Here is a 24,853-nt window from a genome sequence, read left to right as displayed (position 1 = left end):
TTATTTATCCTTCTATTGCCTTTATACGCCCTGCGACACAAGCTTTAGGAACAACTAAATAAACTACTCTATTGAGTGGTCTAGAAACGCTTGTATTCGCTAATTTTATATAGAATTGTTGCATTACTTTTATTCGTACTATAATTGTATTTAATCTTCTCATTTTGTTCTCCTTCTTGGTCTCTCTGGGCCAAACTTAAAGGCAATTTCCTTATTTGATTATCGCTATTTTATCACTGTATTCGGCTTCTGTCAAGCAGCTATTTATCTATTCTTCCACTTGTCCTAGCATTTGATAAATCTTATAAAAATCAACCTTAGATACTGTCGTATAAGAGGTTGCATTCAAATCTCCTACTACAATGGTTTCACTTTCTTGAACCAAAGAGCTTGGTATACCGTTAGTATATTTAATATGATGACTTAAGGGATTTTGATCCTTATCTACCATCTTAATCATTTCAATTTCATCCGCATAACCTAAAGCCAAAGCGGCACTTGGAAAAGGCGTTCCTTTCCAAGACATTCTTAAACCATACATACTAATATTAGTAGTAGAAATAGCACTAATTTGATAAAGCTCTTTGATTTGTTCTTCACTGAGCATGTGAAATTCATCAACGACAATATAATCATAGTTATTAGCAATAATCTCATTTATTTTTAAAGATTCATCAGATTTAAGTAAGATGTCTGCTTTCACCTGATCTTTAATTAAACGGCTACAAATATAGCCTCCATCTCTTGTATCTAATGCTGGCTTTAGAACTAAAGTTTTTAAATTTCTCACCTTTAAATTCTGTACCTCCGCAATGGCTCTTGCCGATTTTGAAGAACCCATTACCCCCACTGTCACTTTAAAAAAACCCATTTCCTCAAGTCTCCTTTTGCCTATTCATCTTTCTGCTAAAAAGTATTATACACTACTTTAACGAGAAAAAAAATGTATCTATTAATTGTTGCAATCTTATAGTACTCTTGATAGCTCTTTTAATGAAATGCTTTTCAATGTCTCTTGATCTAGTGTAATAAGGTATTTTAAAAGCCTTCTTCTTTCTTCTTCGTCTTTTATCTCTTTTTTAATAGTAGCTCTCCATTCACCTAAGCACGCTACATAGTCACTATAAGATTCATCATAAAGACTTTCTAGTTCCTTTTTTATCTTAGCAGCTAGAGCAGGACTTTTCCCCTGCGTAGAAACACTTATAATCAAATCGCCTCTACGAATACCTGCTGGTACTAGAAAGCTAGAAAGTGCCTGATCAGTTACAACATCACATAATTTGCCCTGCTTCTTACAAGCTTTTCCTATAGTAGCATTACATGCCCTATCATTAGTTGCTGCTATAACAAGTTGAAAGGCTAAAAGATAATCTTCTGAATAGCTTGCTTTTAATAAATTCATCTGTCCTTCTAAACACTTTATTTCTTCGCAAAACTCAGGACTAAGTACAGTAACTGTAGCCCCATAAGCTAAGAGCATCTTAGCTTTTTGATAAGCAATATGCCCCCCTCCTATAATTAAACATTTGAAAAAAGCTAAATTTATCATCATCGGATAATACATTCTTAACACCTCTCATTAAGGGATTCTATAACTGGAAACCCCTCATTCATACTGACTATAGTTATAGTAGCTGTGTCAATTTTAAAATGCCAATGTAAAGAAGGCTTTTTCACAAGTAACTCTGATAAAATACATCTAATCGTACCACCGTGAGCCGCTACTAAAAAAGTACCGCTTTGATGATTCATCAAAAACTCATTTAACCAGTCGGCTACTCTCTGATGTGCCATTACTAAACTCTCTCCTTTTGGATATCTATACGCTATCCCCTCCTTAATCATATACGTTACTTCCTCTGGATAATTCTTTTTTAACCAATTAAAATCCTTGCCTTCACAGATGCCAAAGTTGATTTCATGTAAGGCCTGTGCAACTTGTACTGGTATATCCTTATCCATAAGTTCTTTTATCGTTTCTTGTACCCTTTCTGCAGGGCTTGTATAAATTTGCTGTATCTGCCACTTATCTAGTTTTTTGCAAAGCCTCCTAGCTTCTTCTTTTCCTTGTAAACTTAGCGGACTTTCACTTCTGCCAATATAAAGGCCAGCTTCGTTAGCTACAGTGGCGGCGTGCCTTACCAGTATTAATGTAAGCATTGTCTCCTCCTATTTCAAATTATTATTTCTCCGATTATGCTCTTCTTAGCTTTATTGTACCTATTCACTGTCCTTTCTTTTTAATCTATTATACAAAAGAAAAAGAAGCTTTTTCAAATAAGCTTCTTTTCATCTGAATTAATTGATTATCATTTATCATTTATCATTTATCTGAGTTACTACCAAAAGTAACTCATGACACTTTCTATTAATTAATAAATAGCAAAAGCACAAGTAAATGCATGTAATTATTAGACACATAACGGATAGTATACTCCCCTATTTGCTCTACATTGGGATAAAAAGAAAATTTATAAGCATCTGCATGCTTTTTAAATTCAATAATAAGCTCGTATTCTTCTGGCTTCTCAAAAGTATATTCTTCTAAAGCTTCTAAACCTTTTTTAACACCTTTACGAATACGTTCTATGGCTAAATCAGGATGAATACTAACAACAGCTCCTCCAAATCCTTCTTGTACAGCAATGGTTTTAATCTGTGGATTAAAACTACGTACAGAGCGCATTAAATCCCCATCTCCTGAGACCGCTACTATAGGTACGCCTAACATATACGCTGCATAAGCATGAATCAAAAACTCATCTGCGTCCTCTCCATTGATAGTCACATTTTTAATAACATCTGGTAATAGGGTATGAGCAAGAGGACTTCCATTAGAACTAGCGCCACTGTGATAACCAATAAAAATAACGGCATCAAAGCTTTCATCTAAGCCTTCTACCATACAATAAGGATGATTACTCCAACCCGAAATCACCTTTACGCCTCTAGGTAACATACTATGGATCAGATTTTTCCCATCTTCATGAGCATCTTTAACCATAATATACTCTGCTCCCGCTTCAATGGCCCCTTCGCAGGCAGCTACTACTTCTCTTGTCATTTGCTCTCTATATAAATCGTAATAGTGGCCTCCTTTATGAGTTTCTTCCCATTTTGAGACCCCTGTAATGCCTTCTAAATCTGCACTGATATATACACGCATTTTCATGCCTCCCTATTCCTACGCTTTATATACCTCAGTATATCAAAAACAACTGAAAATATCAAAAAATATATTTTTATAATTATTATTTTTCTATAAAATCGAGTATACTAACATTAAATCATATAATCTAAAAGGAGCTGATTTCATGTCAACATCACAACCTAAGCGTCAAGACGTTAAAATAGAAGATACTTGGAAATTAGAGGACCTATTTGAAACCGATCTTTTATTTGAAAATACCTTATCTGAAACAAAAAAACTACTTGATAAATTTAACCCCTACGAAGGTAAGCTTACCAGTAACCCTCATACATTACTTACTTTCTTAAAATTACAAGATACTTTTGGTGAAGCACTTGGTAAACTTTATGTTTATGCACACATGCGCCTTCATCAAGATGGTAGCAATGCTTACTATCAGGATTTAGCAAGTCAAAGTGAAGATCTATCTGTTGCTGCTTCCGAAGCTCTAGCTTTCTCCGGTCCTGAACTTACTCAGCTGACAGCTGCTCAGCTAGATACCTTTTTCAAAGAGCTTCCTGAGCTTCGTCATTATGAACGCTATTTAAATGAAATACTTAGACAAAAAGCACATATTTTAACACCTGAAATGGAAGCTGTCTTAGCTCGCGTGGGTGAATTAGGTACTATGCCTCAAAACACCTTTTCTATGCTGAATAATGTAGATATGAAGTTTCCTACTGTTGAAAACGCCAAGGGCGAAACCGTTCGCTTGACCCACGGTAATTACATTCCTTTGATGGAGAGTCAAAATCGCTCAGTTAGAGAAGCTGCTTTCACTGCGCTTTATAATACTTATACGAGTTACAAAAACACCATTAGTACGCTTTTTGCGGCCAATATTAAGCAATATGGTTTCTTTTCTAGTATGCGTCACTTTGAAACACCTCTTCATAGTGCTCTTTCAGAAAATAATATACCAGTCACTGTTTATCATGAACTCATTCATACAGTTAATAATAACTTATCCATTATGCATGATTATGTTACTTTACGCAAAGAGGAATTAGGACTTGATACCCTGCATATGTACGACCTTTTTGTACCCATGATTAAAGATTTCGAAAAGGAAATAAGCTATGAAGAATCTTGTGACATCCTTCTTAAAGCACTGGCACCATTAGGCGAAGATTATCTTACCATTGTTAAAGAGGCCTTGGATAACCGCTGGATTGACAAATATGAAAATGAAGGTAAACGCAGCGGTGCTTATTCCTGGGGAAGCTATGGTGCACCTCACCCTTATATATTGCTTAACTACTCTCCTAACATTAATAGCTTATTCACTCTTGCTCATGAAATGGGTCATGCTTTGCATAGTTACTATTCTCATCACCATCAACCTCATATTTATGGTGATTATTGCATCTTTGTAGCTGAAGTGGCATCAACAGTCAATGAGGCTTTACTAATGAACTATCTTTTAGAAACAACACAAGAAGAAACTTATAAGCGTTACCTCATTAATTATTTCATGGAACAATTCCGTAGCACACTTTATCGTCAAACTATGTTTGCCGAATTTGAATTAATGATGCATACAGCAAGTCAAGAAGGTAAAACACTAACTGCCGACTATTTATGCGACACTTATTATGAACTGGTGAAAAAATATCATGGTCCATCTATAGAAGTAGATGCTGCTATTGCTATGGAATGGGCACGTATTCCTCATTTCTATACCCCTTTCTATGTTTATCAATATGCTACTGGATACTCTGCTGCTATTACTTTATCTGAGCGTATTTTAAAAGAAGGTACAGAAGCTGTTAAGGACTATAAAGCTTTCTTAAGCGGTGGCTCCTCTAAGGACCCTATCGACTTATTAAAAATAGCTGGTGTAGATATGAGCACTTCAGCTACAATTGCTAAGGCTTTAGAAGTGTTTAATTCTCTAATAATTCAGTTTAAACAGACAAAAAAATAATGTATTGCCAAGTCCAAATTGTGATGATATGATAATTGGAAATAACTTTGAGGGGGGCTTTATCATGACAAAAAGATATAAACGATCAGACGTTACACAAGAACTGGTTTTAGTAGCAAGTGGAGCAAAAAAAGCCGACCTTGTGATTAAAAATGCAAACCTTATTAACGTTAATACAGCTGAAATTATACCACATATGGATGTAGCCATTACAAAAGGGCGTATTGCTCTTGTAGGCGATGCGGCTCACACCATTGGACCTAAAACAAAATGCATAGATGCGACAGGACTTTATCTAGCACCTGGTTTTATAGATGGACATATTCATATAGAAAGCAGCATGCTTACAGTTAAAGAGTATGCAAGAGCTGTTATGCCTCATGGTACAACTGCTATTATGATGGATCCACATGAAATTGCCAATGTGCTTGGTACAGAGGGTATTGGTCTTATGATTCAAGAAGGTAAGGAAGTACCACTTAACGTCTATACCACTATGCCTAGTTGTGTTCCAGCTACTGCAGATTTAGAAACGACTGGCGCTAGCTTATCACTTAGAGATATTGCCCATGGTCTTTCTCAAGATACCATCATTGGCCTAGGTGAAATGATGAACTATCCAGCTGTTTTAAGTGGTGATTCTAATGTACATGGTATTTTAAAAGCCACTTTAGACCGTCACAAAACGATTACAGGACACTATTGTGTTCCTGATGAAGGAGGCCCTGGCCTTAATGCTTATATTGCAGCTGGTGCTAACTGCTGTCATGAAACAACAAGACATGAGGATGCTCTCGCTAAAATGCGTCTTGGTATGTATGTTCAAATTCGTGAAGGCTCAGCTTGGTGTGATGTGAAGGAAACGATTAAAGCCATTACAGAGCATCAAGTAGATTCTCGTTTTGCTTGTTTAGTCAGTGATGATACACATCCTGATACTTTATTATCTGTAGGACATATGGATTATATTATTAGGCGTGCCATTGAAGAAGGTGTTCGTCCTGTAGTTGCTATTCAAATGGCTACTATTAATGCTGCTGAATGCTTTGGTTTAGCGCATGACCTGGGTAGCGTTTCTCCTGGAAAATGGGCAGACCTTGTCTTACTTAGTGATTTAACTAAGGTTACAGTAGCGAAAACCATTATTAATGGCCAGGTTGTGGCTGAAAATGGACAGCTTAAGATGACTTTACCATCGGCTTCCTATCCAGAGTTTGCAAAGAAAACCATGCATATTTATGAGCCATTAACAGTCGAAGACTTTAAAATAGCTGTCCCTAATGACTATGCAGAATCAACTATTCCTGTTCATGTTATTGGCATTATTGAAGCTCAAGCTGGTACCCTTCATAAAAAAGGTATGCTAACTATAAAAGAAGGATTTGTATCTAGTGATATATCACAAGATTTACTAAAGGTTGCTGTTATTGACCGTCATTCAGGTACGCAAAGCATGAGCATGAGTTTTGTAACTGGCTTTGGTATTCAAGAAGGTGCTGTTGCTTCTACTGTTGCTCATGATGCTCATAATTTATGCATTATTGGTACCAATGATGAAGATATGGCACTAGCTGCTAATACTTTAGTCGATGCAGGCGGTGGCCAAGTCGTTGTTCAAAATGGAAAAGTATTAGCACTCAATCCTCTTCCTATAGCAGGACTTATGTCAGAAGACCCTGCCACAGTCGTAGCAAAACGTGTAGCTGAAATTGATGAAGCATGGAAAACCATTGGTTGCCCTCTTCATTCACCTTTTATGACTATGGCACTTCTTTCTTTAGCCGTTATTCCTGAACTTCGTCTAACCAACAAAGGACTTGTAGATACTGTAAACTTTGTAGCTTTACCTATTTTTGACCTTTAGTGAAATAGAATACTTAGTTACTATAAAATATGGCTGTGGTTATAAACCACAGCCATATTTTATAGTAACTATCATACTCATTAAAAATAAACTAATCAATAGTAGCTTCATTACAAAATACTTCATATGTTTTCGCTTGGTCCAAATGCAAAAAGCGGTTACAACTAAAGTGGGTAATAATACATAGCTATTTAACCATAAAATAACTTGTTTGTGTTCCCACCAATGAAGTGCTTCTTCTTTAAAAATATTCATTCCAAAAAAGCCTGTCACAAAGCTAGGAAGCACCAATGCTGCTCCTGCAATGGTTAATAACTGAACCTTCATATTAGAAGCTGCCTGTTCTACTAATGTTGCATATTCATGTACTTCATCTACCTCAAAGTTCAGTTGTTTTAACTCCTCTTCAATTTTAAAAGATTTGGTTAATTCTTCATAAATCCGAGCACCCTCACCTTCTTCAGTCACTTCTTTAAAATATAATTGATTAATAAATTGAATATAAATCTCATAAATACTTGATATAGCTTCTGAAAGTGCATACTTGGGTAAGGTTGAAATCCTAGCAATCTCTGTAGATAAGCTGAGAAGTGTCGCTCTTTGCATCAGTACTAAGGTTACTAACTGATTATATAATTTACCCTCTAACCATTCTTTCGTGACACACAATAACATAAAGCGATTAATCCCATAAATACTATAATCATTTTTAATATATGAACTGGTAGCACTATAACTCATTTTTTTATTTAAGGTCATAAATCTCTCTAAGCGTTCCTGTGCTACTTCACCTTTCTCAATGGCGTCTACAAGGAGTGGACTTTGATAAATACAGCAACAAAACATTTGATTGCCTAGGATAGGCTCAATAACAATTCGATTATAAGATTTTTCTTTTTCTTTACATACAAAGGGGGCACCTAATATAAACATGATTAAAGGACTAATCGTTAAACTCTCTTTATAGTAATCTGCAGTAAAAAGCTCCTCTATATAAGTTTCCTTATTAAGTCTCATACTAACAGACTCTGGAAACCATTCATTTCTCGCTTTCTCTAAAGGAAGTATAGGGGGATAAATCATTTTACTAAAGCTATTAATGGCTTCTATTTCTTCTAACTGTAGGTAATGGTGATTAAGTAATTCAAAAGAAAGTAATCCTATTCCTGTTTTATAGAGTTTAAGGCGTATTTGTTTAATATCTAATAGAAATAACTGCTCTTTTATATGAAGCTTAAAAAATTGTGTTTCATCTAAATGCTTAAAAACATAGTTTCTAACAATAATCGGTTCTTTTTCAAAAGTATATAGCGCAGAACGGATGGGCTTATAAAAATAAACAAACTCATTATAATCTTGATCATCTTCAATGGTAGAGTAATGTACTTGCCACTGCTTTAAATGGTCAAAGCTTTTACCTTTTAGCTCAACATGTGGATAAAATAAGCGTTCAGGTAATTGACTACTACTTTTCCAACTGAAAGGAAATATAAAAATATGTTCACTTATAGGGCTTTTATAACGCATGGCTTTGTCCACCCCCTATTATAAATAAGAAGGATGTTTTATCTGAAAAACATCCTTCTTATTTTTTCGAAGCTTATTTATTATTGTTGTTATCTGTGCTGTCGTTATAGCTATTAGTACCAGCGTTATTTTGATAATTATTTCTGTTAGCATTTTTAAAATTATTATTGTTATTATCTGTGCTATCTTTGCAGTTATTATTATTACTACTGTTTTGATAGTTGTTATCGTTGCTATTTCTGCAATTGTTACTGCTGTTTTGGTAGTTGTTGTCGTTGCTGTTTTTTAAATTATTGTTGTTGGAATCTTGGTACTTGTTATTTTGTGTCATGTCGTTAGTCTCCTTTGTTGTTCAATATCAGTATGGCAAAATATTTTCCACGCTCCTATTATGAACAATGAGACCTTTTTTTATGCGTTAATTTATCACTTTATGGCATTTTTTTGTTAAAATCCAAAGACCTTTGAAACTTCATCACGTTTAGCGACGATAACCTCTATATCCTTTCCTACAATAATATTTCTTTCTTCTAAAGCCGTTTGTGCTGTTAAAAGGGCTAAATCCGGTACGTTGTTATCTTTGCTTAGATGTCCTAAAACAGCCCATTCAAGCCCAGGATGGTATAACTCTACTAGTGCTTTAGCTGCGGCTTCATTGTTTAAATGGCCTACATCACTTAAAATACGTTTCTTTAAGTAATAAGGATATCCCCCTGCTTCTAGCATACGTATATCATGATTAAACTCTAATAAGATGCCATGTGAACCGCTTAATCTTGCTGCAATTTTATCATCAATCGTACCAATATCCGTTGCTAAAGTAATTTTTTTATCCTTATACTCAAAAATGTAACCAACAGGATCTACTGCATCATGATAAATAGGGTAGGGTAAAATTTTAAGCTCACCCACCTGTAGATATACTTCTTTTTCTAAGATTTTTTGATGTTCTTCTTTTACGACGCCAATCATTTTTTCGCCTAAAAGCCTCTCCCAAGCTAAGCTTGTAGCATAAATAGGAATATTATATTTTCTACTTAATATGCCTACTCCCTTAATATGGTCTGAATGCTCATGGGTAATTAAAATCCCATTAATGCTTTCTGGTGCCACCTCTAATTGATCAAGCGCTGCTACTACTTTCTTCCCACTAATACCTGCATCTATTAAAAAGCGCTGTTCTCCAGCTTCTAAATAAGTACAATTACCACTGCTGCCACTTGCTAGGGCACATAATTTAAATTCCATTTCTTTTCCTCCGCTTTGCAATGATGTCCATTACTGCTATTACTATAGCACATTTCTTCTCTTTTTAGCATACCTTGTCATAAAAAAATCGTTCTACCTTATCACCAAGGTAGAACGATTTAGATTTGGCTATTAGTATTCTCCTGTTTTTTCTAAGAACATCACAAGCATTCTAGCCATTTCTGCTCTTGTTGCAGTTTTTTGTGGTAAATACTGATTATCACCATTTCCTGTAACAAGACCTAATGCTTTAGCAGCTTTAACACTTGCCTGAGCCCAAGTAGCTACTTGACTCATATCATTAAAGCTTTGTGTATCATATTCTGGTATTTTTTCTAAATCCATATTCATAGAATAAGTATATGCTTTTACAAGAAGTGTTGCTAACTCTTCTCTTGTAATGGGTTTATTAGGCTTAAAGCTATTATCTGCATAACCGCTAATAAGTCCTAACTCCTTAAGCGCTATAACAGAACCACTATACCAGCTATCACCTTGAATATCTTTGAATTGACCTTCATTTTGAATGTCCTCAGTATTGATATTTAACATTCGACATAAGTAAGCTGCAAATTCAGCTCTTGTTAATGTGCCTTTTGGATCAAACCTATTCTCTGTTTTACCCATGGCAATATGCCTTGCTGCTAAAACTTCAATACTATCTTTAGCCCATGGTACTAAGTCTAAATCATCAAAGGTTTTTTCGTACATCATTACCGCATATTGACCAGACTCTATCATTTTAAAGGTTATACCTTCATCTGTTAATTGACCACCCTTAAAAATCAACTTGCCTGAATCAGTAATTTGATAAACGCCTACTTTTCTCTTATCTGTAATAGCTGCTTTTTGCTCAGCAGTTAGTGGTATGGTTACTTCTATACCATTCTCTAGTTTCTCTATATTTTTACCCTTCTCATCAATGATTTGCAACTGATGAAGATTGCTTATAGCGGTATAAAGCGTTTGATCTTTTACTTGTTCAAGGTTTGGTTTCTCTTCAAGTACTTTTTGGGTTACTTGAACTTTTGGCAAAGTAGTGGTTCCTCCGCTACTTGTTCCATTGCTACTGCCTCCACTACTTCCTCCATTATTATCAGTTGTAGCTTTCTTACCTGACAGAATAACTGTGCCACCTTCAGCTACATTTGGTAAGGTTACCAATACTGTTTGATCTTTTGTCACTATATAAGTCTTACCACTATATTCATCGGTTACTATACTACCTACTTTATAAGGTACTTTTAAAGTAATTTCTTTATTTGTTTTAGCATTATTAACAGCTACAACAAGAGTATTCTCTCCATAACTTCTTTCAAAAGCTATGTACTGATCACTATTGCCACCTGCTACTTGCTTTCTAGTACCTTTAGCAAATATTTCTGAGTACTTAGCTCTTATACCAAATACGTTTTGATAATGTTTCAAAATAAAATTACTTTCGTTAGCCTTACTCCAATCCATGTCATAGCGATTATCATAGTATGGCCAATTATTCTTACCACTCTGACCAAGTTCTTCACCATAATAAATAACAGGTTGACCTTTTGAAGTTGCTTGAAGTGTTGCTGCTACTAAAAGCTTATCTGTATTTTGCATACCAAGTGAATACAAGAAACCATCTTCATCATGGCTACCTAAGAAGTTACCATAGGTGGCTGTACTTGTTGCTTTTTCATTTAAAACTTGTAATTTAGCTTCTGCTTCTTCTAATCTACCATTTACAAAATCCTTAGCAATTTCTTTAAAATCAAAGTTGAGAACTGAATCTGCTAAACCACTATTAAGATAAGTATCTACTTCATTGCCACTTAGCCATGCTTCTACAATATATCTAAAGTTTGGTTTTACTTCTGATAAGGCATTTTTAAAGGCTTGAAGTGTCGCTTTATCTACATGCTTAGCAGTATCAATACGGAAGTAATCAATGGTATTACCTTGATTAGTCTTACCAAGTTCTTCTACCCATTTCACTTGCCATTCAATAATCTTACTCCTTACTTCTGATTTTTCTGTTATAAAGTCAGGAAGACCAGCAAGCTCACCATAAACTTCATCTGTACTACCATCTGTTCGAAGCATGCCGCTAAACACATCTTGCTCAGCAGTAGTTGGGAAACCGGCTAATCCACTTGGGCCACCATTTGCTTCTGGTGTATCACCACTCTTCATGCCATAGCCAGTGTGATTAATAACAACATCTACCATGATCTTCATGTTTCGTGCATGTGCTTCATCAATGAGTGTATGGAAATCTTCTATTGTTCCTAATTCTGGATTAAGTGCTTCAAAATTCTTTGCCCAATAACCATGATAACCATAATAGCTCACATCACTGCCTACTTGACCTGGTTGTTTACTATACTCATCACTATAAGCTAAAACATTAAAATCGATATTATCAACAATAGGTGTAATCCAAATTGTATTAATTCCTAAATTTTTCAGATAATCTAATTTTGATGTTACGCCTTTAAAGTCTCCTCCGTGATAAGCTCCTTTATCCGCTACATTAACCTTATTACTGTCATTACTTGTATCTCCATTATTAAAACGGTCTGTTAGCATAAAGTAAATGACTGCTTCATCCCAATCAAAATGGTCTTTTCCTACTGACGTTTGTGGATTAATCGTTACATCCGCTGTACCTTTATAAATATTGCCATAAACATCATATACTTGAATTGGTAATTGTTTAAGCCCTGCTGTAGTAGTTTCTGTAGCTGTTAAAGTAATCGCTTTCAAGTCTTTATCTACTACTACACCAGCTTTTCCACCAAGGCCTGTTAAATCTACTGTTATTTTATCAATTTCTAGTTGCTTGTTTGCATCTTCACCTACTGTTTCGGCTTTAATGTGGAGTACTGCACTTTCTCTAAAGTTAAAGGCACCTGGTTTTACTTCACCTGTTACCTTGACATCTAGTTTTTGATATTCAATAACAGATAAACCATTTTCTACCTTAACATTGTTAGGATCAAGTTTTTTCACTCTATTACCAAACCCATCTGTCACATAATAGCAATAGTAGTATTTACCTGATTCTAAACCTTTATAGGTATACTTAAATAACTCATTTTTAGCATCATATGCCATGTCATAAAGCTTACCATTAATTTCAACCTCTACTTTTTGAATAGTATCCATTTGATCTGTTTTGAATAATTTATTATCCCTATAATAGAATAGGATACTATCTTCTTGTGGTAAAATCTGAGGTGCTGTTGCTGGTGCTAAAACCTCTATCTCTTGTACCATTGACGTTACTCTTGCTTTAACAATAGTCTGATCTTTTTGAACTGGAATAAATCTATCACTTGTAATATCTTGTTTAGCTGTATTCCAATCTGTTCCCTTTCTTACAAGAAAACCTACACGGTCAGCATCTGGACCTAATTCCATCACTGCAATTGCTTTATCCTCTGTGATTTCAGTAAAATCAATCTGGTCATTCTTAGCACCAGTTCCCCATACCCATAAATTCCAGTCTGTATAATCCTTATCAGGTCTTATGTATTCAAGGATGAGATAGCGTTTTTCATAAGCTTTAACAACAAGATTAAGCGTTTCACTTGCAGTTCCTGCTGTTGCTGTAAGCGTTACTTCTCCTGCTACTATACCTGTTACTTCTCCAGAAGTGTTGATACTAGCTACAGAAGGATCACTAGATTGCCATGCTACTTTAGCGCCTAGCATCTCTTGATTAAATTGATCGTATACTTTAGCACTAAGCTGAAGCTTATAGCCTTCATAAACATAATCTTGAGGTGATGCTAATTCCATTTTAGTAGGCGTTAAGGCATTAACAACTTCTACTGGTAAGATTGCTGTAGCATCTCCACAGCTTACTGTAATAGCAGTCTTTCCTACTTTCTTAGCTGTTACTTTACCTATACTATCTACACTTGCAATCGTATCATCTTGAACTGTCCAAATTATCTTTTGACCTGACATAACTGCGCCCATCTGGTCTTTCACAACTGCTTTAATCATTTTGCTTTGATTAGTAGCTATACCTAAAGTACTTGGTGTAAGTGTTATTGTTTTAGGTATTGGCTCATAATTGGTACCTTCATCATAAAGTACCATCATAGATAATGGTGCTACCTGTACACTACTAGCCGCTAACAATTGATTAAGAACTGCTGTTCCTGCTTTTTTATCATTGACAACGATTTTCCAATCGGCTGTACTTGGTAATTTCACTTCTTTAACAGTATTATTGCCGTTATAAATGACAACAATATTTTTCCATGCATCACCATTGGCGTTATTTTTTAATGTATAAGCTACTACGTTGTTGCTTTTCACATAAGCATCTATATTCGCATTAACTTCTTTACCTGTTGTCATCCTAAAAGCCGGATGTGCTTTTCTAAGAGCAATAAGCCCCTCATAATACTCAGTTACTTCCTTATAGCTGTTTCTGTTTGCCCAGCTAATCATATTAATGCTATCTGGACTCTTATAGCTATTGTGGTCGCCATATTTTGTTCTAAGGAATTCTTCACCGGCATGAATAAAGGATATACCTTGAGAAGTAAGTGCTATGCCATTTGCTAGTATGCTTCGTTTAACGGCTTCATTTTCTAAAACGTTACCGGTTATGCTTGCATAAGGTGTTTTGGCATCTAAGCCCATAGTAGCAAGTACTTTATCCCAAAGATTAAGATTATCGTGAGCTGTTACATAAGAAACAACTTCTGTTGGATGAGTAGCAAAAGTATTAATAGCACCTTTTACACCTTCTACAATACTAGCTTCTTGGCCTGTTGCACCTGTTGCAAAACCTTTGCCAGCTCCATCACTATCTCCCTTGATGGCTCCTCTAATCTCATCATTGAACACACCGAAATCTTGGCCTTTTTGACTACCTTTAACAGTTTGTTGTTGTAATGGCGTACTTCCACCAGTCCAAGGTTCACCATAAATAATAAAATCTGGCTTGATTTCATTCTTGATTTCGCTTGTAATTTGCTTCATGGTTTCTGTATCAATAAGCCCCATTAAGTCAAATCTAAAGCCATCTAAATTATACTCTGATGCCCAATACTTAGCAGAGTCTTTAATAAACTTTCTTACCATCGGTCTTTCTGAAGCTACTTCATTACCACAGCCTGAACCATTAGTAAACTTACCTGTATCATCTGTTCGATAATAATAACCAGGAACTACTTTATTAAAAGGACTTGTCACATCTGTGTCAAAGGTATGATTATATACCACATCCATAATAACACCAATACCTGCCTCATGAAGCGCATTAATCATTTGTTTTAATTCATTAACTCTTTTTACAGGATCTGTAGGATCTGTAGCATAAGAGCCTTCTGGTACATTATAGTTTTGTGGGTCATATCCCCAGTTAAACTGAGCTTCTGAGCTAGCTTCATCTACTGAGCCAAAATCATAGATTGGCATTAATTGCACATGAGTGATTCCTAACTCCTTAAGATGGTCAATACCTACTGGCTCACCATTTAGTGTTAATCCTCTCTCCGTAAAGGCTAGATATTTGCCTTTATTGACAAATGGTGCATTTGGATCAATAGACATATCTCTTACATGAATTTCATAAACTATAGCATCTGCAGAACTTGCAACTGCCGGACCTGAGTTACTGTAAAAACCAGCTGGGTTTGTTGCATTTAAATTAATTATAGCTGCTTTTTTACCATTGACTGAAGCAGATTTTGCATAAGGGTCCATTGCATCTTTATTAACACTGCCATCTGCAAAGTAAACCGTATAGGTATAGAACTTACCTGCTAAATTACCTGCTAAATTCACAGTCCAAACGCCTGCACTCTGACGTGTCATAGCATGAGTAACACCTGTTTCAGTAACTGCATTGTCATAAAGTACCACTTCTACTTTAGTAGCTGTAGGTGCCCATAGTTTAAAGGTGCTGCTTGATGATGAATAAGTCATCCCTAAATCATCACCTGAATAATAATAAGCATCATCATCTAGAATTTTTCTCATAAGTACATTGCTAGCTTTAAAGCTTGGTGCACTTACTGTATATTGTTTAGCCACGTCAATAGCTGTGCCATCTGTTATAACTAATTTTACTGAAGTATCACTTATTTTAGTTGCAGTTGTTGCAATAACCTGATTGGCTGCCACGTCCTTAAGTTCAATACCGGTTAGTGCTGTGATAGGGTTATTAAAGCTAACGAGTATCGTATCTTGGCTGTCTGCTAAGGCACTTTGCACTTTAGCTGTTAAATCTGGTTTTGAATAATAAACCTTTTCATCCCCCTGTACACACCATACTTCTACTTCTGTTTGCCCTGTTGGTACAGTGACAATACGGTCTCCACCATCTTCACCTTTCCAGTCGCCTTTTTTGAACTTGAAATTAAGTGCATTGCTAGGTACCTTATATAGAGCTTGTTTAAATTCTCCTACTAACTCAGTAGCAAAACTAACATCTACTCCACCTTTGCCCGTTTCCCAAGTCCATATACTCCAATCTGTATAATCTGCGGTTGGTCTATAATAATTAATCTTATAATTATAAAGCTGACTTACTACTTCTACTTTAATCACTAATTCCTGATCCCCTGAACTAGCCATTAAATCAACACTATTACCAGTAAATGTTTTATCGACTGTAAGGATACCATTTTCAAGTGTAACCCCTGTTGGTGCTGGTTCTTTTAAAGCATAGCTAGGTGTTACGATTGTGCTCTTACCTTGACTATCCCATAACGTAGCACTAGTAGGTAAAGAAGTTGGCACTCCTTTTTGCACACTTATTGCTTCTACTACTAGACCAGGTACGATAAGAATAGAATTATCTTCAGTTCCGGGATTTAAAGGATCTTTAAAAGAACCATTCCAATCCTTATTAGATAATTTAAACTTATATTGATACTTGCCAGGCGCTACAGGGTTTTTAGTGGTATAAGAGAACATGCCTTTCTCATTTTTAGCAATCTCTTTACCATCCCAGTCTTCTCCTTCTACTGTACCAGCTATATAAAGCTTTTCACCTGTATAACTTGGGATATTAAAAGTTACAGTTCCATCAGGATTAATGACTGGACTTTTAATGAGTTCTGTTACCGCATTAACTTCTATGGTAGTTATTAAGCCATTATATTCTGCTTGTAACCGAATTCTACCTGCTGGATAATCAGCTGCTACGTTTAATAAGTTACTACTTAAACTTAATTTGCTATCAGGATTAACTAAAGAATATACTGGTTCTACTTCCTCTACCTGCTGACTTTCTTTATAATACTTAACTTTTGGTAAAGAAATAGATTCGCCTATTTTTACCTCTAAAGGTTCTTTTTGTATAAGACCTTCTATGTAAACTAAACTATTTCCACCACTTGTTTTATTATTATTTTCAGGATCAGGAATCCAATCTTTACCATTTACTACAAACTTATACTCATTAATAATGTCAGTTACTTCTACTGTTGTTTCCCATAAACCCTCACTATTTAATGTCATTTGATTAGCAGTTTGGTTCCAGTTATTAAAACTACCTGCTACGTATACGCTACTAGCTTCAGCATTCATATACTTAAAGATAATATCTTTTCCTGATACAGTAGGACTTGTAAAGTCAATCGGTACAATACTTGAAGCCTGTACTGTATAAGGATTAGCATAAGTTCCTTGTGGATTCATATTAATACCTGATTCATTCCATGCATCTGCCAACATATTAGCAGAGTCTTCTGGAATAACATTAAATGCACCATGCTCAGTACTTGTATTTCCACTCAGGACAACAATAGGATAAATCTTGCTATCTGTCGTTACACCTAAAGCAGTTAATGGAATAGAACCTTCAATCCCTACTGCTCTATTACCTTTCACTACAATATCTTTTGGATTACTTGTTGTATCTAATACAACTTCTATAGCGCTACCTGTTGTACTTTTTGTTAAACTAGAATAACCTGCCACATCACCTGCAATACGAATATTCACATGATACTGTGGCGCTGCTGCCATAGTAGTATAATTATATTGATTTCCCCATGGATTAGCAGAATCACCTACCTCCTGATCTTCTACATAAAGTCCTAGGTCAACATACATACCAGTAGAACCCCAATTAGGGATATTTGTATCAATCCAAAAATAGAGATTTTTAGAATCATTAGATAGATACAAGTCTCCAAGTGTTGTACTTGCCCATCCATCTGATGAACCTTTTCCTAAAGAAGTGGTATTCCAATCTGCTTTATCACCATCTACAGCTGTGAATGTAGCTGCTTTAAGGGTATTCCAGTTCATGCTAAATCCCGTAAACATGGAAAATACCATACAAATCACAAGTAACCATGCAAGTCTTATTTTATTGCCTTTAAATTTCATAGTTTAATTATTCCCCCTTTCATTCCTCTTACTACCTCATACTCTTTTACCCCTCTTCTCCTTTCACCATTAATTTATACTAGCTACAAGATAGATTTAATGCTCTTCTTATAAGTAGTAAACATAATAGAATTTCATTTTTGATACCCTTACCGGTAACGTTACCGTTATAGTATCAAAAATATGCAATTAATCTCACCAGACATCACTTTCCATTAAGCAATATTTATAAAATTAACTGCATTTTTCTTATTGTTATTATATATTACTCCTTAAAATAATTCAATATATTTTATATATTACTTTATTTTATATAATATTTTAAACTTTTACCCTTATTTTTCTTCTCTCAAAGTAAAAGAGCCTTGTTTACTTAAAAAGCTAACAAGACTCGTAACATCTAAATATTCTCTATACTTACTTTTTTGCTCGTAGTACAAATAACCTTTCTAGGGATATTAGATAAAGTAGTATATAAAATCGTCTTGCCCCCCCATAAAGTTTGAATATACTTGAGTGTTTCCGTGGCATAAGCTAGATTTAACTCTTTGTCGTCACTTATATGCTCTAACACCAAAGTGTGCTCTTGATGTAACATTTCTTTGACTTGCACGACAGGCATACCACCCATACCTACATTATTAGCAAGTGTATTTCTAATTTGTTTCCAGCCTATGTCATTAGCCACTTCAGATACAACATAATAACGCTCTTCTTCCTGAAATTCACATAGATGACTCTTCGTTGCTAAGTCATACGTTAAATACTTTCTTATAAATGAAGCATCTCTTTCTAGCATTCTGATTTCTGCTAGTTTTTTAAAATCACCATCATACTGGTGATACAAATCCTGCCAGATTTTAAATCCTAAATAGTAGGGATTGAGCTGACCTGGCACTTGACAAATGACACTATTATGCACCTTATAAAATTCTAAGCTCATCCCCTGATTTAAGCTAAGACGATTTAAGATTGTATAATGCCAAAAGGTAGCCCAGCCCTCATTCATAATCTTTGTTTCAATCTGAGGAAGAAAATACCTACTTTCTTCCATTACAATATTAATGACATCTCTTTGCCACTCTTCTAAATCACCAAAGGCACCTAAATATTCAAGGAGATTGTCATAAGGATAAATAACTTCTTCTCTAGGTTCAAAAGGTTTACTTCTAAAGCTGTGGCACTGATAACGAATGGAATGAGCTGCATCTAATATCTGCTCTACTGCTTCATAGCCAATATTAGGGTCCTTTATATAATGCCTGATACGATCAGCATGGGTTTTAAACTTCTCTACGGTAAGTCTTGCATTGGTGTGTGTAGTAAATAGACGATTATTCTTAAAAAAATCATTATGCCCATAAACATGAGCAATTGTTAAAACCTGCAAAACCAAACTATTATCTTTCATCAGGTAAGCAATACAGGGGTTCGAATTAATAACCATTTCATAGGGTAAACCCGTTAAATTATATCTATATGCTGTTTTTAAGCGATCATAGCTTTTACCATAGCTCCAATGTGAGTAATGAGAAGGCATACCTACATATGCTTCATAACAAAGCATATCTTCAAAACTAATGATTTCAAATTCTTGAGGATAATAATCAAGTCCAATTTCATCAGCAATACTTTCTATTTGTTCATTATACCTTTCTAAATCCTTCATTGTATAATCCATGCTACTCACCTCCCTTAGCCAATTTTGCTTTGGATTCAATAGCAAGCATTTCCACAAAAGCTGTCCATACTTCTTCTTTCCTGGTAATCTTGACAGCTGTAAAATTTGCTTTTTTCACATCCTCTAAATACCTCGACATAATGGTACTGGTATACGTACTTGTTTTAATTTCGCCATAACCAAATAAATTGCATACATCACATAACTCGTTAGCTAACTGTACTGCTTTATCATTATCTTCACCCCAATTATCCCCATCACTACAATGAAAAGTATAAATATTCCATTTAGAAGGATGATATCTTTCTTCAATCAGTTCCAAAGCTTTTTCATAACCACTACTAATATAAGTTCCGCCACTTTCTCCTCTATGAAAAAAATCATTTTCGCTTACTTCTTTAGCAACTGTGGTATGGGCGACAAAAGCAATTTCCACATGTATATATTTAATACTAAGAAATTGATATAGTAAAAAATAAAAGCTACGTGCAAGGTATTTTTTTGTTTGCCCCATTGAGCCTGACGTATCCATAATACAAATAACTACCGCGTTTGAATCTCTCTTGAGCTTTGGTTTCTTATAAAAATATTTTAAGTCATCCTGATGAAATGGCATTCTATCCTGAGCATCAAAACTTTGCCCTATTTCGCTATAAGTCTTTTGCTGCCTTTTTTCTCTTTTTATTTTTTCAATAACTGTATGTTTCTTAGATAATCGGCATCTAGCACCTTTATCTCTTACGCCATTTCTCTTTGATCCATACTGAGTTTCAATTTCATTGAATTGTTTATGCTCTAAATAAGGGAGGCTGATATCCTCAAACAGGTAATGAATAGCTTCTTCTACTGTAATCTCTGTTTCATAAATTTCTTCTCCTTCATCATTACCCGCCCCTTCATCTCCTGTCTTGCCTTCTCCATATTCCTTTTTAGGGATTTTTTTGCCTTTTTCTTCTTCGCCTGTCCCCGAAATAACACCTTTTTGATTACGTCCATGTTTAAAATAATATTCTTTAAGACCTTTAATGGGAATTTTGATCTTCTTATTTTTAGCTTTACCTATAATACTTTCATCTGAAATAATACTTCCTATATTATCTTTAATACTCTTCTCAACCAACTCTCTATGTCGTCTGCGATCCTCCACGCTACGATCTCTGCTATGGGGTTGAAACTCTTTAAAAATGGTTGTCATAAGCTTCGCCTAATCTTTCCACAAATTATTAGCAGCATATTTAAGAATCACATTACAACAATGATTACAATAGCCATTAGCTTTCATTTCTTCTACCATAGCATCATATTTGACATTTTGTTCTTTATCTCTTACCTTACTTTGTGTAATAATACGAGATAATTCTCTTACAGAGGTGGTGAGTTTCTTTTCAATAGCTTCTTTAAGTGGTTCATAGGAGGTATAGTCCACTTTTCCGCCATTACGTACAATAGAGAACATATAGGAAGTCACATCTTGTCTAAATCCTTTAGCACCTGCTTGAGTAATGCCTAATTGTTCTTCAATAGAACGCATAAATTCTTCATCAGGATTCAGCTCTTCTCCTGTATTTTGATCCTTTAGCTTTGTTTTATTGGCATAAGCTTCGGCATGATCTAAGTAATTATTAAATAAATCTTCAGCTTGTTCCTTGTAACCATGTATAAAGGCTTTTGTCACTTCTTTCTCAAGTATTTTATGATATTCTTTCTTGATCGTATCTTGTAAAAAGCCCAAATACTTTTTCTTTAATTCATCAGAAATAGTCAGTTCTTTAACCTCTCTTAACAAAACTTCCATTAATCCAATTGGATTAATACAGTGGCATTCAGATTCTGCTAAAGCTGTATCGATTGCTTTAAAGATAAAACGTGTAGAAATGCCAGACATACCCTCTCGTTCTGCTTCATCCTTTAATTCTAAGATATCAATACGTTTTGTTGTTCCCTTTTCAATAACTTCCTCACCATTATAAATCTTTAATTTGGTTAATGGATCTACCTTAGCAGATGGTGCTAGTCTAGAAAGGATAGCAAACATTCCTGCTAACTCTAATGTATGTGGTGCGATATGAGAATTAAAATTTGAACGTTTAAGCATCTTATCATAAATCTTAATTTCTTCACTTAGCTCTAAACAATACGGTACTTCAATTTTAACGATACGGTCTAATATAGCTTCATTGGTATGATCTGATTTAAATTTATTCCATTCTGCTTCATTGGAATGAGCTAGAATAACCCCATCAAAATAAATCATGGCGTTCTTACCCGGAGATGGTATACTTTTCTCCTGAGTTGCTGTAATCATCGTATGTAAATATTCTACATCATTTTTAAATACTTCTATAAATTCTACAATACCACGATTACCTGCATTAAACGCACCATTTAGGGATAATACTCTTGGATCATCTTCAGGATATAAATCCATTTTTGATATATCAATAGAACCTACTAGTACTGATGTATCTTGGTTATTAGGATCTACTGGTGGTACTACCCCTATTCCTTTTCTTGAGCGAATAGAAAAGTCTATAGCTTCTACAGGGAATTTTTCATATTCACCATTAAATTCATTCATGAGACGATACTTACAAACAGGGCATAAATCTCCTTCAATTTTAACATTCAGTAATTTTTCGACTTGCCCCCTCAGATGTTTAGGCAAAAGATGTAAAGGTTCCTCTCGCATGGGACATCCCTGTAAGCTATAAATAGGAGGGCTTTCTTCTAACAAACGTTTAATCGCATCAATCAAGGATGATTTACCAGCCCCTACAGGCCCAACTAAATAAAGGACTTGCCTTGATTCTTCCCCTTTCATAGCTGCTGAACATAAGTAACGTACAATCTTCATAATCGTTTGATCAATACCAAAAAAATCATCTTTAAAAAAGGCATAGCGTTTAATAATTTCTTTTCCATAAATACGCATTAACCTAGCATCTTCTTCTGTTTTAATATGCTCTACACCTGGCTTTGTCAATAGATGATATAACCTTTCATGAGCTAGCTGGTAGGATGTCGTATCCTCCCTTAATAGATTTAAATAATCTAAAAAAGTTCCTTTAAACTTATCTGCTTTCCTTTCTTTACGGTCTTCTAATATGAGCATAGAAAAATCCACCATATATTTTCACTCCTTTAAATGGCTAAGGGTCTCTTTAAAATATATGGTGGACGGAAACAATACATGCCTAAATTTTTATGACTTATAATAACAAGCGGTGTATTTACTTAATTCATCTAAAGCATAATAAACCTCTCCTTGTAAATCTTGTTTTTTTGCTACCTTTTTTAAATTCACTTTAGGAAAACAAGTACCCATGTACTCTTCTGAGATATAAAGTTTATCCTCAAAATAAGTTCCTATAATACTATATTTCATATAGCAAGGTACTTTATCCTTTTGCGGTATTTGTAATGTATTTTCACAAGCCAGTGGTAAAGTAAGAGCTTTCATTGTATTAATAAGTGCTGGTTGTGTTGTCAAACGGTAATCTTCTTTATTGTTATTACTGATGGCGTTCATATCCACATTCATATATAAAACACCTCTTAACCTAGGGTAATTTTCCAGTACCTCTTTATAAAATAACGTTAATTGGTCTTGCGTCTCATGAATGGTATAAACATGATCCACTCTAGAAAAATGTGAAATAGCTAAAGAAGATATCAGCATAGGCTTAGTATGTTGAAAATTTTTATACCAGAAATCTAATTGCTTCGTTCCTTCATAACTATAACGTTCACCCTGCTTATAGCGTGGTATATAAATATTGATACCCGCCCAATCGATATATTTATCTCCTGGATAATAAAGTGGCATATCAGAAACCCTGGATTCATCAGTGCTCCATACTACAATAGCATTTTTAACATACTTATGCACAATCTCATAAGCTCTTTGATAAATCTTTTTATATTCACTAGGTGCGTAATTTCTAGTAGTAAGTGGGTAAAGCTCAATAAATACTGGCATACCATATGCTGATTTTAAGTCATAAACTAAATGATATAACGGCGTTAAATCATAATTGTTATCCAATACAATCTTAATGTAAGGCACTTTTTTTTGTGCCATACATCTTAAAAGCTCTTGTGCAGGGAGGTTTTCCTCCAAATTATATTCAAATACTTTAAAAGTTTGAACCTGTCCTAACATTCTCTCATAAGCTAGTAGGTCACCTGTTATATTCTCATCTTTTTGAACATATGCACCTGTGTAAACACCTGATACAGGCTCATATTCACCTAATTTAATTTCTTCTTCTACATAAAGTTCTAAAGGTACTTGCCTTTGCGCATATGCTTCAAGGCCTACTGTCTGTTCATCATAAAGAACGCTTTTGCTACAAGCACTTAATGAAAGTAGCATACCTGCAAGGCCTATAAACAATACTCTTTTAGGAATTGTGTGCTTCATAGCTCTCACCTCCTATAGATTATTGTCAATAATTTCTCTATTTATACATTATTTATAACGTGCGTCTATATAACTTTGTAGTATCTTTAAATAATGCACATATAAACCGCCTTCTAAAGGAATTAAATATTTTTTCTCAAATTTATCATAAGGAATGGACTTTCTTCCTCCTTCTTCTGCTTCTTTATAAAGACGTTCTAAGTCATCAATAGGTAGAAAATAATATTCCTCATACTTTTTAAAGTTGACAACTAAAAAAGCTTCACCACCCTGCTTTTTAAAATCACTCATAAAGCGCACTTGATGGTCATGAATATTACTCATGGGCAAAAAATTTTTCGTTGTTTCTTTGGCATCAAAACAAATAGCGACGCCTTGTACAACACCAATATAGTCTACTGTACTTTTTTGTTCGAAATACGCCAGGGTAATCGTTCTCTTTTCTTGATCGATACGTATTGGCTTAATAGGTGTTGGCACTTTCTGAATAATACCTAGATTCTTTTCTCTATACAATTCATTGGTTAAGTTAATTTGTTCTTCTAATTCATTTCCTCTTAAACCTCTTGTATTCCAATAACCCAAATTTTCTCCCCCTTTTATTGATTTTTTGTAAAATATTGGTTATTATTATATTAATTAAC

Annotated in this window: 16 protein-coding genes; 2 read left to right on the top strand and 14 right to left on the bottom strand. The window is 34.7% G+C overall.

Annotated features, from left to right (window positions below):
- Positions 1–4: 4 nt before the first annotated feature.
- From EKH84_RS22055 to EKH84_RS11490, 5 genes are all read right to left on the bottom strand, one after another.
- On the bottom strand, positions 5–163 hold the full coding sequence (locus EKH84_RS22055; protein ID WP_190283307.1) for a hypothetical protein: 159 nt from the start codon (positions 161–163) through the stop codon (positions 5–7).
- Positions 164–268: 105 nt separating this feature from the next.
- Positions 269–871 (bottom strand): hypothetical protein, encoded by a 603-nt coding sequence (locus tag EKH84_RS11505; RefSeq protein WP_127066408.1) that lies wholly within the window; start codon positions 869–871, stop codon positions 269–271.
- 96 nt (positions 872–967) lie between these two features.
- Complete coding sequence (locus tag EKH84_RS11500; RefSeq protein ID WP_127066407.1) at positions 968–1,567, bottom strand: precorrin-2 dehydrogenase/sirohydrochlorin ferrochelatase family protein; 600 nt, start codon at positions 1,565–1,567, stop codon at positions 968–970.
- Between the two features lie 2 nt (positions 1,568–1,569).
- Positions 1,570–2,163, bottom strand: a complete 594-nt coding sequence (locus EKH84_RS11495) for a histidine phosphatase family protein (protein ID WP_013656827.1) — start codon at positions 2,161–2,163, stop codon at positions 1,570–1,572.
- A gap of 208 nt (positions 2,164–2,371) precedes the next feature.
- A complete protein-coding gene (locus EKH84_RS11490; protein WP_013656826.1) occupies positions 2,372–3,169 on the bottom strand; it encodes a M55 family metallopeptidase in 798 nt (265 codons plus the stop codon).
- Positions 3,170–3,317: 148 nt separating this feature from the next.
- Here EKH84_RS11490 and pepF point away from each other — a divergent pair, with 148 nt between their 5' ends.
- On the top strand, positions 3,318–5,120 hold the full coding sequence (pepF, locus tag EKH84_RS11485; protein ID WP_127066405.1) for an oligoendopeptidase F: 1,803 nt from the start codon (positions 3,318–3,320) through the stop codon (positions 5,118–5,120).
- 64 nt (positions 5,121–5,184) lie between these two features.
- Positions 5,185–6,984: an adenine deaminase gene (gene ade / locus EKH84_RS11480; protein ID WP_127066404.1), complete on the top strand. Its 1,800-nt coding sequence runs from the start codon at positions 5,185–5,187 to the stop codon at positions 6,982–6,984.
- A 39-nt stretch (positions 6,985–7,023) separates the two neighbouring features.
- Here ade and EKH84_RS11475 read toward each other — a convergent pair whose 3' ends face one another.
- The 9 genes from EKH84_RS11475 to EKH84_RS11435 all read right to left on the bottom strand — a co-directional run bounded on the left by EKH84_RS11475 (position 7,024) and on the right by EKH84_RS11435 (position 24,794).
- Positions 7,024–8,511: a CorA family divalent cation transporter gene (locus EKH84_RS11475; RefSeq protein ID WP_127066403.1), complete on the bottom strand. Its 1,488-nt coding sequence runs from the start codon at positions 8,509–8,511 to the stop codon at positions 7,024–7,026.
- A 73-nt stretch (positions 8,512–8,584) separates the two neighbouring features.
- The gene (locus EKH84_RS11470) at positions 8,585–8,842 is read right to left on the bottom strand and encodes a hypothetical protein (protein ID WP_127066402.1); all 258 of its coding nucleotides are present in this window, start codon (positions 8,840–8,842) and stop codon (positions 8,585–8,587) included.
- Between the two features lie 116 nt (positions 8,843–8,958).
- Positions 8,959–9,759: an MBL fold metallo-hydrolase gene (locus EKH84_RS11465; RefSeq protein WP_127066401.1), complete on the bottom strand. Its 801-nt coding sequence runs from the start codon at positions 9,757–9,759 to the stop codon at positions 8,959–8,961.
- A 132-nt stretch (positions 9,760–9,891) separates the two neighbouring features.
- A complete protein-coding gene (gene pulA / locus EKH84_RS11460) occupies positions 9,892–18,105 on the bottom strand; it encodes a type I pullulanase (protein WP_127066400.1) in 8,214 nt (2,737 codons plus the stop codon).
- A 400-nt stretch (positions 18,106–18,505) separates the two neighbouring features.
- Entirely contained in the window at positions 18,506–19,786 is a 1,281-nt protein-coding gene (locus EKH84_RS11455) for a SpoVR family protein (protein WP_127066399.1), read from the bottom strand.
- A gap of 1 nt (position 19,787) precedes the next feature.
- The gene (gene yhbH, locus EKH84_RS11450; RefSeq protein WP_127066398.1) at positions 19,788–20,981 is read right to left on the bottom strand and encodes a sporulation protein YhbH; all 1,194 of its coding nucleotides are present in this window, start codon (positions 20,979–20,981) and stop codon (positions 19,788–19,790) included.
- 9 nt (positions 20,982–20,990) lie between these two features.
- A complete protein-coding gene (locus EKH84_RS11445) occupies positions 20,991–22,913 on the bottom strand; it encodes a PrkA family serine protein kinase (RefSeq protein ID WP_127066397.1) in 1,923 nt (640 codons plus the stop codon).
- A gap of 75 nt (positions 22,914–22,988) precedes the next feature.
- Positions 22,989–24,209: a glycosyl hydrolase gene (locus EKH84_RS11440; RefSeq protein ID WP_127066396.1), complete on the bottom strand. Its 1,221-nt coding sequence runs from the start codon at positions 24,207–24,209 to the stop codon at positions 22,989–22,991.
- A gap of 48 nt (positions 24,210–24,257) precedes the next feature.
- Positions 24,258–24,794 carry a Holliday junction resolvase RecU gene (locus tag EKH84_RS11435; RefSeq protein WP_127066395.1) on the bottom strand — a complete coding sequence of 179 codons (537 nt, stop codon included), beginning with the start codon at positions 24,792–24,794 and terminating at the stop codon, positions 24,258–24,260.
- Between the last annotated feature and the right edge of the window lie 59 nt (positions 24,795–24,853).

The organism is Cellulosilyticum sp. WCF-2, assembly GCF_003990395.1.
In the GTDB taxonomy this organism is placed as follows: Bacteria; Bacillota; Clostridia; order Lachnospirales; family Cellulosilyticaceae; genus Cellulosilyticum; species Cellulosilyticum lentocellum.
This window is presented reverse-complemented; position numbering and strand designations above follow the sequence as displayed.

What these genes read in the sequence shown, in the direction of transcription:
- EKH84_RS22055 (WP_190283307.1), bottom strand. Translation starts at nt 163, where the DNA reads ATGAGAAGATTAAATACAATTATAGTACGAATAAAAGTAATGCAACAA.
- EKH84_RS11505 (WP_127066408.1), bottom strand. Translation starts at nt 871, where the DNA reads ATGGGTTTTTTTAAAGTGACAGTGGGGGTAATGGGTTCTTCAAAATCG.
- EKH84_RS11500 (WP_127066407.1), bottom strand. Translation starts at nt 1,567, where the DNA reads ATGTATTATCCGATGATGATAAATTTAGCTTTTTTCAAATGTTTAATT.
- EKH84_RS11495 (WP_013656827.1), bottom strand. Translation starts at nt 2,163, where the DNA reads ATGCTTACATTAATACTGGTAAGGCACGCCGCCACTGTAGCTAACGAA.
- EKH84_RS11490 (WP_013656826.1), bottom strand. Translation starts at nt 3,169, where the DNA reads ATGCGTGTATATATCAGTGCAGATTTAGAAGGCATTACAGGGGTCTCA.
- pepF (WP_127066405.1), top strand. Translation starts at nt 3,318, where the DNA reads ATGTCAACATCACAACCTAAGCGTCAAGACGTTAAAATAGAAGATACT.
- ade (WP_127066404.1), top strand. Translation starts at nt 5,185, where the DNA reads ATGACAAAAAGATATAAACGATCAGACGTTACACAAGAACTGGTTTTA.
- EKH84_RS11475 (WP_127066403.1), bottom strand. Translation starts at nt 8,511, where the DNA reads ATGCGTTATAAAAGCCCTATAAGTGAACATATTTTTATATTTCCTTTC.
- EKH84_RS11470 (WP_127066402.1), bottom strand. Translation starts at nt 8,842, where the DNA reads ATGACACAAAATAACAAGTACCAAGATTCCAACAACAATAATTTAAAA.
- EKH84_RS11465 (WP_127066401.1), bottom strand. Translation starts at nt 9,759, where the DNA reads ATGGAATTTAAATTATGTGCCCTAGCAAGTGGCAGCAGTGGTAATTGT.
- pulA (WP_127066400.1), bottom strand. Translation starts at nt 18,105, where the DNA reads ATGAAATTTAAAGGCAATAAAATAAGACTTGCATGGTTACTTGTGATT.
- EKH84_RS11455 (WP_127066399.1), bottom strand. Translation starts at nt 19,786, where the DNA reads ATGGATTATACAATGAAGGATTTAGAAAGGTATAATGAACAAATAGAA.
- yhbH (WP_127066398.1), bottom strand. Translation starts at nt 20,981, where the DNA reads ATGACAACCATTTTTAAAGAGTTTCAACCCCATAGCAGAGATCGTAGC.
- EKH84_RS11445 (WP_127066397.1), bottom strand. Translation starts at nt 22,913, where the DNA reads ATGGTGGATTTTTCTATGCTCATATTAGAAGACCGTAAAGAAAGGAAA.
- EKH84_RS11440 (WP_127066396.1), bottom strand. Translation starts at nt 24,209, where the DNA reads ATGAAGCACACAATTCCTAAAAGAGTATTGTTTATAGGCCTTGCAGGT.